Raw genomic sequence first — 12078 nt, 5'->3', positions numbered from 1 at the left:
AGACGGAGCAGCATTTCGGGGCTTGATTTTGCTGCGGCAATGGCAACGATCACCGCGATGTCAAACGGCCGGTCGCCGCCAGAGGATGCACCCCATGAAACTGCAGCTGATCCGCAATGCAACGCTGAAGCTCGACTATGCCGGGCGCACGGTGCTGATCGATCCCTATTTCGCGCCGAAACACAGCCTGCCTTCCTTTGCCAACCGGTCCGAAAATCCCGTGGTCGAGCTGCCGGTGTCGATCGACGAGATCCTCGACGGTGTCGAGCTGGTGATCGTTTCGCACCTGCATTCGGACCATTTCGACGATGTCGCCAAGGCGTGCCTGGCGAAAGACCTGCCGATCTTCTGTCAGCCTGATGACGAAGGGGAGATCCGCGCAGCTGGCTTTACCGCCGTGACGCCGCTTGCCGATCGAGCAACCTGGCAAGGGCTCACGCTGACGCGGCGCGAAGGCAGCCACGGCCTTGGTCCCGTTGTGGAGCTGATGGGCTCGGTGATGGGCTTCACGCTCGAGGCCGAGGGCGAGCCATCGATCTACTGGGCCGGCGACACCGTGCTCTATCCGCCGGTCTCGGATGTGATCGCAGGGACGCGGCCCGACATCATCATCACCCATTCCTGCGGTGCACGTTGGGACGGCGACCTGATTGTCATGGACGCCGATGAAACCGTTTCCGTTTGCGCAGCATCCGCAGATGCGGTGGTCGTTGCCACCCACATGGAAGCGCTCGACCATGCGACGATCAGCAGGCAGGACCTGCGCGAGGCCGCCGAGGCGCGCGGCATTTCCGCGACAAAGCTGCGGATCCCTAGAGATGGCGAGGTGCTGGTGCTGGACAGGACCGGGCGCTAATCCGTCTCACCGAAAACGTAGGCCGCAACCGATCGGTTTGAACCATAGCGGGCGGTCGCGGACGATGTGACCAGCGGCACGAATTTCTGTGACGGGCGTCATGGAGGTCAGGGAGCGAAAAGATGACAGACAATACCACCGGTTCCTGCCTGTGCGGCAGCGTCACTTTCGAGGTTTCCGGCGCGCTCGAGAGCTTCTTCCTTTGCCACTGCTCGCGTTGCCGCAAGGATACAGGGTCCGCCTTTGCGGCCAACCTGTTTTCGACAACGGCCGAGCTGCGATGGCTGTCGGGAGAAGACCTCATCAAGACATACCGGCTTCCGGCCACCCGCCATCAAAAGAGTTTCTGCAGCGCATGCGGCTCGGCCGTTCCGAGCATCCAGATGGAAGGAACCTTGCTCGTGGTGCCCGCAGGAAGCATGGACAGCGCGATCGCGGTCCGGCCCGACGCACATATCTGCTTCGACAGCCGGGCTGCCTGGGAGGATCAGCTAGAGCAGGCCCCCAGGATCGCCGGACTGCCGGGCTGAACGGTCGCACCACCGTTCGACAGGCGATGCGCAGCAGAGAGTGACCCATTGTCATCGTGCCACCCGCCGCCAAAAGCTCCGCATTGCGAAGGACGAGGACCGGCTGCACTGCGGCCGGTCGCGTCGTCACACAGCATTTCCAGGAAGAGTGCGAAGCGGTTTTGCGCGAGCTTGAAGGCTGGATGCTCTAGTACTGGTCGCGGCGGCGCACCCATTCCATCGGGTAGTTCAAGCCGTCCTCGTCGCGGCCCTTGGGCACGAGGTCGAGGAAATGGTAGCCGGCGTTCAGCATCTCGATGCCACGCGAATAGCAGGAATAGGTGTGGAACACCTCGTCCTCGTCCTCGTCGCTCCTGTAGAATACGCTGACGCCCACCTGTTCCGGGACGGTGCTCGGCTGGAGCTTGTAGTTGTAGTAGGCCTCGCCCTTGGCGAGCTGCTCGGGCGTGCGGGATACCTGATAGTCGAAGTTGAAGTCGCTGCCAAAGGACGACACCCAGGGGAAACTCCAGCCCAGCCGCTTCCTGTAGGTCTCGATTGTTGCGAGCGGCGCGCGCGAAACAGCCGTGAAGGTCACGTCGCGGTGATTGAGATGCACCGGGATGCCGTTGAAATTGTCGGCCCAGAACGAGCAGTGCTTGCACCCTTCCTGCCAGTCCGGAGCGAGCATGAAGTGGTAGACGATCAGCTGCGAGCGCCCGTCGAACAGATCGGCAAGTGACAGGGTGCCGGCCGGCCCCTCGAACAGGTAGGATTTTTCCACGCGCTCCCATGGCATTTCCATGCGACGGCGCGTCAACGCTTCTCGTTGCCGGCCGAATTCCTTTTCGGCGGTTAGCAGCTCAAGGCGCGCTTTCAGCCACGCTTCGGGTGAAACGATTTCATTCTGCATGGGGTGTCTCCTTCGTGTTGAGATGTGTGCGGGGTCGCAACGGTCACCCGTCGTTATTGCTGGAGAGGGCTTCGCCATTCGGCGATCAGCCTCAGCCAGGGCGCAAGATGGAAGGCGCTCATGAGGGCGTACATGGCGGCCATGCCCGTGAGCGGCGAGGCAGCCGCAGTGGTGCAGAGCATGCCGGGCTCGCCGTCTGACAGAAAGCCGGTGACGAGCGCCATGGCGGCAAAGGTGGGGCTGGCGAACAATGAAAGCCGATCCGCCAGGGCAGGCAGGATCGTGCCTCTGCGTCCATCGATCGATCCGGTTCTGCGCGTCGCCATTTTCAGTTATCCATTCGTTGACGGGTTTGCACGGACAGTTAGCGCCGGGTGCGCGCAGGGCGGGAGTTACAAGTTTGGCGGGATTGCGATGGATTCGCTGATCACGGCAGCGGCAAGGGCGCTGGCAAAGGGCGATACGCTCGGCGCGCTGAAGCGTGTGGCGCTGCGAGACGACCCGCCGGCGCTGGCGTTGCGCGGAATCGCTATGGCGCAACTCGGCGATTACGCTCGCGCGAAAAGCCTGCTGAAGGGGGCTGCGCGCGCCTTCGGCCCACGCGAGGCGGTCGCGCGGGCGCGCTGTGTCGTCGCAGAAGCCGAGATTGCCCTGGTGTCGCGCGATCTCGGCTTTCCGGAAAAGGCGCTGGAAGCCGCCCGCGCCGCGCTCGAAGCGCATGGAGATCCGATCAATGCAGCGCATGCGCGCCATCTTCAGGCCCGGCGCCTCGTGCTGATCGGCCGCCTCGACGAGGCCGAGCGGGCACTTGCCGGTGTCGATCCAGCGTCGTTTTTGCCCGCGCATCGGGCCGCACATGCGCTGATCGTGGCCGGTATCGCCATGCGCCGCTTGCGCACGGGTCTTGCGCGCGAGGCGCTGGTCGGCGCCCGCCAGGCGGCGCGCGATGCCCAAATTCCCGCGCTCGATGCGGAAGTCGATGCGGCATCGGCCTTTCTGGAAACGCCGGCGGCGCGCCTGGTTTCCCGAGGCGAGGAACGCGTGTTGTTACTTTCGGACGTCGAGGAATTGCTGGCGTCAGGCGCCCTGGTCATCGATGCGTGCCGCCACAGCGTCAGGGCAGGTGAAAGGGTGGCTTCGCTGGCGACCAGGCCGGTGCTGTTTGCGCTGGCGAGGACGCTCGGCGAGGCCTGGCCGGATGATGTGTCGAGAGGCCGGCTTCTCGCGCGCGCCTTCGGGGCGCGACATGCCGACGAGACGCACCGCGCGCGGTTGCGGGTCGAGCTCGGGCGGCTACGGGGGGCGCTGAACGGCCTGGCCGAGGTTTACGCGACGGACAGTGGCTTTGTCCTGGCGCCGGTCGGCGCTGCCCGGATCGCGGTGATGACGCCGCCGGTCGAGGGGCAGCACGGCGCCGTGCTGGCCCTGCTTGCCGATGGCGAAGCCTGGGCGAGCTCGGCACTGGCGATCGCGCTTGGCGTCAGCCCGCGCACGGTGCTCAGGGCGCTGGATGCGCTTGCCGCAGACGGCAAGGTGCAGCCTGTCGGGCGAGGGCGGGCGCGCCGGTGGATGACGCCGCCAATGCCGGGTTTCCCGACAGTGTTGTTACTCCCAGGTCCCCTGCCGAGTGATTAAAGTGCATGGCTTGTGGTGGGGCAGCATCGACGCGCTTCAGACCACTACTGTCGTTCCCGTCGATGCCGCTGAGCCGTCCCGATCGTCAGCAAGATGCATGAGGATGAAGCGATGAAACGAACTGCGGCCGAAATTATCCGTGAATACGGCCCGTTTCCCGGTGCCGACCAGGTGCATGGCGTCACCTTTGATGGCCGCCACGTCTGGTTTGCCACCGGCGACAGGTTGAATGCGCTCGACCCGGAAAGCGGCGAGACGGTGCGCTCCATCGACGTTGCCGCCCATGCGGGCACGGCCTTCGACGGCGAGTACCTCTACCAGATCGCCGAGGATCGCATCCGCAAGATCGATCCGAAGACCGGCCAAATCGTTGCGACGATCCCGGCGCCGGGAAAGGGCGGAGATTCCGGCCTTGCCTGGGCCGAGGGCACGCTCTGGGTGGGGCAGCATCGTGGCCGGAAAATCCATCAGATAGACCCCGAGACCGGCGCCATCCTGCGCACGATCGAATCCAACCGCGTCGTCACCGGCGTCACCTGGGTCGACGGCGACCTGTGGCATGGCACCTGGGAAGGTGACGAAAGTGATGTCAGGCGCATCGATCCGCAAACAGGCGAGGTGCTGGAGAGGCTCGACATGCCGGTAGGGATGGGCGTGTCCGGGCTCGAGGCCGATGGCGGCGACCGCTTCTTCTGCGGCGGTGGCGGCAGCGGCAAGGTCAGAGTGGTTCGCCGGCCACGACGGAATGCCTGAGCCTTGCAGCGCCGGCAGCCGGGCGGTGCGATGGCCAAACGCCTCCGCCGATCCGCGCTGCCAGCCTTGCAGACGCCACTTGTAATGGCTTGCCGTTCTATCCATCTGCAATGCAGGGGTGAAATCTGAGGATGAGCTTCCCCTTGAGGGCGACGGCGAGCGGCTGACGCGCCACACCAGGTTGGGGCATGGGCGGAGGTGGAATGGACAGGGCGTTGCGATCGGTCATGTACAGTCTGTGGATCGTCTGCCTCGTCGGGATGGCGACCGCCATCGGGATCTTTTCGGGCTGGGAGGCTAGAGCGTTTCATCTTTAAACGGAAGCATTCTGCCGGAAGGAATTTCGGCCAGAACCAAGTCGGCTGGCGAAGAGCGCAGCAGAAGCTGCGGTCGAGACGGACGCCGCCGGTAATGGCCGAAATTCATCCGGCCCTTCGGGTTGGCTGAAAACGGCCGTCCACTGTGTCGGATGGCTTGACCGATGGGTCCGCATCGCTCTGCGCCATCCTTCGTGTGGAACGGCCGTTTTGAGCCAACAGAATCGCTTCCGTTTAAAGATGAAACGCTCTAACGGTTGGATGGGCGCAGCCACAGGGGGCATCGTCGGCTATGGCAGCGGCGCGCTGCTCTCACAGGCGCCGTCCGTGTTTTTCGACCTTCTGTTCATCCTGGCGGACTGAGGCGCAAGGCCCGCGTCTCAAGAAAAGGTCACGGGATCGCGAAAATGCTGATCTCGTTGGTGATGCCGCGCAGCGTGACGTTGTGGGTCATCGGGTTGAGGCCGCGGTCGCTCAGCAGGCCGGCGGCGGCCGGATGCTTGAGCACCGCGCTGGTGGCGAAGATTTCGTGGGCGGTGGCCAGGTGCTGCACCCGCGAGGCGATGTTGACCGTCTGGCCGAAATAGTCCTGCCGCTCGTTAAGACTGACGGCGATGCAGGGGCCCTCGTGGATGCCGATCTTCAGCAACAGGTCTTCGCTGCTGCGCTCGTTGTTGAGCTGGCGCATGGCGTCGCGCATCCGCACGGCCGCCGCGATGGCTCGGTCGGGTGTCGGGAAGGTCGCCATCACGGCGTCGCCGATAGTCTTGACGACGGCGCCGGCTTCCGCGGCCACGATCTCGTTCAGAACGCTGAAATGGGTCTTGACCAGGTCGAAGGCGGCGAGGTCGCCGACGCGCTCGTAAAGCTCTGTCGAGCCGCGCAGATCGGTGAAGAGAAACGTCAGGCTGGTGATTTTCAGGCGCTGGTCGACGTCGATCGTATCGGTGCGGTAGATGTCGCGGAACGTCTGGTTGGAGAGCAGTCGCTTGGCGGTCAGGAAGGGGCGTCGGCGCCCGAGCAGCGCGTGCAGCGCTTCGCCGGCGATGCAGACGCTTGGCAGGGTGCGGACCTCCGAATGGTTTTCCACCTGGATGCGCAGTGGCCCCGGCTGCAGGCTGATGGTCTCGCTGTGCCGGTGCGTGCGGTCGAACACCAGCGACAAATTGCGTCTTTCCTTCGTCGGCTCTCCGGAGACGTCGAGGAACTGCGCGGCGTGGGTTACCGGCTCGAAGATGATGACGAACTCGGCCGGAAGCTGCAGCGCGATAACGGCCTTTTCGCCAGGCGGCAGTTCCAGCGTCTCGAGCACGAAGTCCTCGACCATTTCATCGTAGTGATCGTCGGGCAGGTCGACGCCGGAGCCCCAGTAGATCTGGCGGAAATATTCGGCGGCGGACAACTCGTGCGGATTGTGAGCCTCGATGTGGCGGACGCGCGGGCTGACCGTGAACGTCACCTCGATCATCTCGTCCAGCGTCGGCTCGTAGCCGGCGGCGCAGAGCGCACAGGTATAGGCCTCGCTCTGCACGGTTTTCAGCGACGTGTTGGCGTCGAGCACGCCACCGCAGCCCGGACACAGCACATTCCAGGACAGTTCGAACAGGCCGAGACGGGAGGCATGCAGGAAACCGGCGATGGTCTTTTCCTCGTCGAGCCGGTGCTCGGCGGCAAAGGCGAGCGCATTGATACGTCCGAGCTTGCGGTCGGGCGCCTCGCGCACGTGCAACTCGAGGGCATCGACGAAGCTGGGTATCGCCGACTGGCGAAGCACATCGAAAAGGGCCTGGGTTTCGCTCATGCCGGCATCATATACCGAAACGGGCGCTGGGGTCAGGGAATTGTCCTGCTGCCGGCAGTGGCGCGCTTGGCAACCGCTTGACGCGGAAATGACCCGGCGTCAGCGACGCCGGGTCATTTCGTATTGGAAACTCAGCCGATCAGTTGCCCATGCCGGCCTTCAGGCTCTCCTCGATCTTGGAGAGGTTGAACGAGCCGGGGGTCTGGCTGGGCGGGAATTCCTTCATCGTCAGGAGGAAGTTCGACGCCAGCGCCTGGATCGGCACGACCACGAAGGCGCGATCGAGGAACCAGTCGTTGTAGACATTGGCGTTGTGCTGCGCCCGCTCGAACGGGTCACGGCGCAGGTTGAACAACAGTGGTGTGCGCAGTTCGATGAACGGTTCGCGCCAGACACCGAAGGCCTCGCCGCGGTTTTCCAGGAATACGACCTTCCAGTCGTCGTAGCGTGCGGCCACCACCTGTCCGTCATCGTTGACGTACCAGAACTCGTGGCGCGGCGACTCGCCTGCTTTGCCCGAGAGATAATCGAGCTGGTTGTAGCCGTCGATGTAGTTCTTGTACTGGCGTCCGTTGAGTTCGACGGTGTTCTTCAGCTTTTCCTTGATCTCCGGTTCGCCGGCGATTGCGGCGAAGGTGGGCAGCCAGTCTTCATGCGAGACGATGCCGTTTAGCGTCTTGCCGGCGGGGAAATGCCCGGGCCAGCGAGCGAAGGTCGGCACGCGATAGGCGCCTTCCCAGTTGGAGTTCTTCTCGCTGCGGAACGGCGTCGTGCCGGCATCCGGCCAGGTGTTGTAGTGCGGGCCGTTGTCGGTGGAATACATCACCACCGTATCGTCGGCGATCCCCAGGTCATCGAGCAGCTTCAGGAGTTCGCCGACATGCATGTCGTGCTCGACCATGCCGTCGTGATACTCGTCGCCGCTCGGGCCGGAAATGCCGGTATGCTCAGCCTTGACATGGGTGCGGAAGTGCATGCGCGTGCCGTTCCACCAGACGAAAAAGGGCTTTCCGGCCTGGTTCTGCCGGGTGATGAAGTCCTTGGCGGCGGCAAGGCTCTCGTCGTCGATCGTTTCCATGCGTTTCTTGGTCAGCGGGCCGGTATTCTCGATCTTCTGGGTGCCATCAGCATTGGCCCAGGTATGCAGGACGCCGCGTGGTCCGAACTGCTCACCGAACGTCTTGCCGTTGGCAAGCACCCGGTCCTTCGGATAGTCGCGGTTTTCCGGCTCTTCCTCGGCGTTGAGGTGGTAGAGGTTGCCGAGGAATTCGTCGAAGCCGTGCATGGTCGGCAGGTGCTCGTCGCGGTCGCCCTGGTGGTTCTTGCCGAACTGACCGGTGGCGTAGCCCTGGCTCTTGAGAACCGTGGCCATGGTGACGTCCGTCTTCTGCCAGCCCTGCGGCGCGCCGGGCAGGCCGACCTTGGTCATGCCGGTGCGCACGGGTACGTTGCCGCCGATGAAGGCCGCGCGCCCCGCAGTGCAGCTCTGCTGCGCGTAATAATCGGTGAAGGCCAGGCCTTCCTTGGCGATGCGGTCGATATTCGGCGTTTCATAGCCCATCATGCCGCGGTTGTTGTGGCTGATGTTCCAGGTGCCGATGTCGTCGCCCCAGATCACGAGAATGTTGGGCTTGGCTGCGGACCCCAAGGTGCTCGCCTGAGCGTGTGCCGGTTTGACGCCGGTGGTGGAAACCATTGCGGTGGCGGCTGCCGCAAGGGCAGTGCCGCCCAAAAGCACGCTGCGTCGGCTGAGACCGTTTTTCTGAAGCTCGGGACTGCTCTCGATGTCTTCCTGCGGTGTGGATGCAATATCATCGTTCACTGGGCTTCTCCTCTTGGAATGACGTCGGTGAGGCGCTCGGCACTTGCGGCCGTTCTGCTCGCCTGATCATGCGAGTTGCGGAAAATGTGTGCCGGACCCCAGACGCGGAAAGCCGCGCGAGGACGGCATTGTGATGCCATCTGATATCGCCGGACATTCTCGTGCATTTGTTGAGGAAGAATAGTTGGACCAAGGGCCAACTAGGCAAATGCCGGTCGGTCGCCTTGAAGAGGCCAGTGCGGCAGCGCTGCGTGTGTCGCCGATGCTGACGACCAGGCCCAATTGTGGTAGGAAGTCTCTATTCTAATTGAGCTATTTGACATACAACTCCATAGTGTCCTCTATAGACAAGGCAGCAACGAAGAGTTTGCCTCTCGCGCCTGCAGATATGACCGCATTCATTGAGAGTTCGCCCGACGCTGAAACCGTTCCTCTGCATTGAAGAAGGTGCCTGAACAGCATGGGACTTCGATTTCGATGCCGACTGGTGGTCGCGACGCTTGTGTTTCTCGTCTTTGCGTCGACGTCGGCGGCAGCGGTGTCGACCCAACGCATCTTGATCGTCTACGAGAATGACAGCACCTTGTTCGCGGCGGTGGAGGTTGCGGCCGGACTGCGTGCGCAACTCGCATCGGGCGAACCCGGGCATATCGAGATCTACAGCGAATATCTGGACATTGTTCGCTTTCCTTCGGCCGATCGCCTCAAGCACCTTTCCGAAGATCTGGAGGCGAAATATCGCGACGTGCCTCTCGATGTCGTCATCGCGGTTGGGCCGGGGGCGCTGCGCTTCCTCATGGATCGGCGCGACCGGCTGGCAAACGGTGTGCCCATCGTCTTTGGTGCCGTCAGGGATACGTCGGTGAGCGAGCCGTTGCCGGCCGATGTGAAGGGCGTCCTCAGTCGGTTCGATGTCGGCAAGACGCTGCAACTGGCAAGGCAGCTTCAGCCGCAGACGAAGAAGGCGGTTATCGTATCCGGTTCCTCCGGCTTCGATCGGAATTGGGAGGCCACAGCCCGGGCAGCGCTTGGCGATCACCATGCGGGTTTCGACGTCTCGTATGTGTCCGGCCTGTCGCTCGACGGCTTCAAGCAGACCGCAGCCGCGCTGCCGGCCGATGCGGTGATGCTGATACTGTCCATCTTCGAGGATTCGGAGGGAGAAAAGTTCGTCCCGCGTGAAGCTGTTGCTGCGATTGCCAAAGTGTCTGGCGTGCCTGTCTACACGGTCTACAGTTCCTATTTCGGCTCAAACGTTCTGGCAGGCCATGTCGGAACCTTCGATACAATCGGAAGACAGATGGCGGACCTGGCGCGCCAGGTGCTGGACGGAGACGCTGCATCGGCCCAGACCACCTTTGCGCGGGAGGCGAACCTGGTGGATTGGCGAGAAATCCAGCGCTGGGGCATCGATCGCGCCATGATCCCGGAGGGGACGCAGATCCTCAACTACGAGCCAACCGCCTGGGAGCGTTACCGGCTGCAGATCCTGATCGCGCTAACGGTGATCGCCGCGCAGACCATGACCATCGGTGCATTGCTCGTTCAGGACAGGCGCCGACGCAGGCTGGAGGAGGCCCTGTCCACCGAGCGGCTCGAACTCGCGCATCTGTCGCGCCGATCGCAGCTCGGCGAACTCTCCGGCGCTCTCGCCCATGAGCTGGCACAGCCGCTCACCTCCATTCTCGCCAATGCCGAGGCCGGCCAGCGGCTCGCCATGGCAGACGCCTTCGATCGCACCGAGGTCAAGGAAATCTTTGATGACATCATTGCCGACGACAAGCGTGCCGCTTCGGTCATCGCGCAATTGCGCAGCATGATGCTGAAGGGCGATGCTTCGCTGGAGGTTCTCGACCTCAACGAGGCCGTGCGCACGACGGTGACGCTGGCGAGCGCCGAGCTCATGGCCCGACGCACCGAGGTGACCGTGATCGAAAGCCCTGGCGAAGAACGTGTGAAGGCAAATCTGGTGCAGCTGCAGCAGGTGATCCTCAACCTGCTCCTGAACGCAGCCGACGCCATGGAGACGATGCCGTCCAAGCAGCGAAAGGTTGAAATCAGCGTGCGCCGGCGCGAAGATGGCACCCGTGAACTGGCTGTCTCCGACAGGGGACCGGGCGTTCCGCCGGAGATGCGCAACGAGGTGTTCAAGCCGTTCGTCAGCACCAAGAAGACCGGGCTCGGTCTTGGGCTTGCGATCTGCCGGTCGATCATCGAGGCGCAAGGTGGGAAACTGTTCTTCGACGACAGCGTTGAGCGCGGCGCGCGCGCCGTGATCGCCTTGCCTGCGGCTTAGAGGTGGACAATGGGCCAGAGCGCCGGAAGCATTTTTCTGCTGGATGACGACGAACTTGTGCTGCGGGCGCTGAAAAGGCTGCTGGGCGCGTCGGGCTATGGCGTCCAAGCGTTTCTGAGTGCCGAAGCGATGCTGGCCTCGAGCGACCTCGATGCTGCGGACTGCTTCATCCTTGATCTTGGCCTGCCCGGCATCGACGGGCTCGCCGCACAACAAGCTCTGACCTCGGGGGGAGGTCGCCGCTCTATCATCTTTCTCACCGGGCGAGGCGATATCCCCGCAAGCGTGAAGGCGATGAAGGCCGGTGCATTGGACTTCCTGACGAAGCCGGTCGATGCGCAGGCCTTGCTTGCTGCCGTGGAGGTCGCGCTGTCGCGCACACGGGCGGAGCAGGAACAGGAGTGTAGGCGCGCGTCGGTTCGCCGGCGCCTTGAAAGCCTGACGCCGCGGGAAGCCCAGGTTCTGGATCTCGTCGTCGCCGGCAGGCTCAACAAGCAGATCGCCGCCGATCTCGGTACGGTGGAAAAGACGGTCAAGGTCCACCGGGGCCGGATGATGACGAAGATGGGCGTGCGGACCGTCGCCGATCTCGTCCGGCTCGTCGCACTTGCAGACGCAGCGCTCGCGGCATTGGACCCAGGTCCAACTACGACAACGCGGGGTGATGCTGTAAGAATGCTGGATGAGTGAGGAAAGGTCCGCCATTGCGATCGTGGACGACGACGACCTGGTTCGTCGCGCACTTTGTCGCCTTGTCGTCTCCCTGTCCTACAGGGCTATCGCCTTCGCGTCGGGAGAGGCATTCCTGAAGGCGCTCGATAGCGACACGCCGTTCTGCGCGCTGGTCGATCTCCATATGCCTGAGATGAACGGCCTGGAGGTGCTGGTCGAGTTGCGCGCGCGGCGGGCACCGCTCGCGGCGGTGATCATAACCGGTTCGCAAGACGAGAGTGCGCGCGAACGCTGTCTGAACGCAGGCGCTGCCGCATTCCTGAAGAAGCCTTTGTCGCGGGATGCGCTTTCGGCCGTCATCGGCGGCTTGCCGTAAGCGGCCTTGCCGATCCGCAGACCTTCAGAGCCGATGTCGTCTCACGCGGGCTTCGTTCCCTCCCGGCAGTCGTCATTTCACGGCTGTCTTATTAACAGCCGGGAAAGTCTTTCTCCTCTAGCATGGTT

The 12078-nt window shown here is 63.3% G+C and carries 12 protein-coding genes; 8 read left to right on the top strand and 4 right to left on the bottom strand.

Going from position 1 to position 12078, the window contains the following annotated elements; genetic code table 11:
* Positions 1-94: 94 nt before the first annotated feature.
* The gene (locus tag LPJGGPFB_RS13295; protein WP_173420335.1) at positions 95-856 is read left to right on the top strand and encodes an MBL fold metallo-hydrolase; all 762 of its coding nucleotides are present in this window, start codon (positions 95-97) and stop codon (positions 854-856) included.
* A 122-nt stretch (positions 857-978) separates the two neighbouring features.
* Positions 979-1386, top strand: a complete 408-nt coding sequence (locus LPJGGPFB_RS13290) for a GFA family protein (protein ID WP_173420334.1) — start codon at positions 979-981, stop codon at positions 1384-1386.
* Between the two features lie 187 nt (positions 1387-1573).
* On the opposite strand, the gene LPJGGPFB_RS13285 is transcribed toward LPJGGPFB_RS13290, so the two are convergent.
* Together LPJGGPFB_RS13285 and LPJGGPFB_RS13280 are read right to left on the bottom strand one after the other, a co-directional pair.
* Positions 1574-2278 carry a DUF899 domain-containing protein gene (locus LPJGGPFB_RS13285; RefSeq protein ID WP_173420333.1) on the bottom strand — a complete coding sequence of 235 codons (705 nt, stop codon included), beginning with the start codon at positions 2276-2278 and terminating at the stop codon, positions 1574-1576.
* Positions 2279-2331: 53 nt separating this feature from the next.
* Entirely contained in the window at positions 2332-2604 is a 273-nt protein-coding gene (locus tag LPJGGPFB_RS13280) for a hypothetical protein (protein WP_173420332.1), read from the bottom strand.
* Between the two features lie 88 nt (positions 2605-2692).
* Here LPJGGPFB_RS13280 and LPJGGPFB_RS13275 point away from each other — a divergent pair, with 88 nt between their 5' ends.
* The 3 genes from LPJGGPFB_RS13275 to LPJGGPFB_RS13265 all read left to right on the top strand — a co-directional run bounded on the left by LPJGGPFB_RS13275 (position 2693) and on the right by LPJGGPFB_RS13265 (position 5346).
* Positions 2693-3913, top strand: coding sequence for a helix-turn-helix domain-containing protein (locus tag LPJGGPFB_RS13275; RefSeq protein ID WP_173420331.1), 1221 nt, complete (start codon positions 2693-2695; stop codon positions 3911-3913).
* Between the two features lie 111 nt (positions 3914-4024).
* Positions 4025-4666 carry a Vgb family protein gene (locus tag LPJGGPFB_RS13270; protein WP_173420330.1) on the top strand — a complete coding sequence of 214 codons (642 nt, stop codon included), beginning with the start codon at positions 4025-4027 and terminating at the stop codon, positions 4664-4666.
* Positions 4667-5193: 527 nt separating this feature from the next.
* Positions 5194-5346: a hypothetical protein gene (locus LPJGGPFB_RS13265; protein ID WP_173420329.1), complete on the top strand. Its 153-nt coding sequence runs from the start codon at positions 5194-5196 to the stop codon at positions 5344-5346.
* 28 nt (positions 5347-5374) lie between these two features.
* Here the strand turns inward: LPJGGPFB_RS13265 and LPJGGPFB_RS13260 are convergent, their stop codons facing one another.
* Both LPJGGPFB_RS13260 and LPJGGPFB_RS13255 read right to left on the bottom strand, forming a co-directional pair.
* A complete protein-coding gene (locus LPJGGPFB_RS13260) occupies positions 5375-6784 on the bottom strand; it encodes an adenylate/guanylate cyclase domain-containing protein (RefSeq protein WP_173420328.1) in 1410 nt (469 codons plus the stop codon).
* A gap of 139 nt (positions 6785-6923) precedes the next feature.
* Positions 6924-8480, bottom strand: coding sequence for an arylsulfatase (locus LPJGGPFB_RS13255; RefSeq protein WP_173421033.1), 1557 nt, complete (start codon positions 8478-8480; stop codon positions 6924-6926).
* A 586-nt stretch (positions 8481-9066) separates the two neighbouring features.
* On the opposite strand from LPJGGPFB_RS13255, the gene LPJGGPFB_RS13250 reads away from it, so the two are divergent.
* The 3 genes from LPJGGPFB_RS13250 to LPJGGPFB_RS13240 are packed head-to-tail and all read left to right on the top strand — an operon-like array spanning position 9067 to position 11950.
* Complete coding sequence (locus LPJGGPFB_RS13250; protein WP_173420327.1) at positions 9067-10902, top strand: sensor histidine kinase; 1836 nt, start codon at positions 9067-9069, stop codon at positions 10900-10902.
* 9 nt (positions 10903-10911) lie between these two features.
* Positions 10912-11592: a response regulator transcription factor gene (locus LPJGGPFB_RS13245; protein ID WP_234902799.1), complete on the top strand. Its 681-nt coding sequence runs from the start codon at positions 10912-10914 to the stop codon at positions 11590-11592.
* Positions 11585-11950: a response regulator transcription factor gene (locus tag LPJGGPFB_RS13240; protein WP_173420326.1), complete on the top strand. Its 366-nt coding sequence runs from the start codon at positions 11585-11587 to the stop codon at positions 11948-11950. Before LPJGGPFB_RS13245 ends, LPJGGPFB_RS13240 begins: the two co-directional genes overlap by 8 nt.
* Positions 11951-12078: the final 128 nt, after the last annotated feature.

The organism is Ensifer adhaerens, assembly GCF_013283195.1.
Lineage (GTDB): Bacteria > Pseudomonadota > Alphaproteobacteria > Rhizobiales > Rhizobiaceae > Ensifer > Ensifer adhaerens_G.
This window is presented reverse-complemented; position numbering and strand designations above follow the sequence as displayed.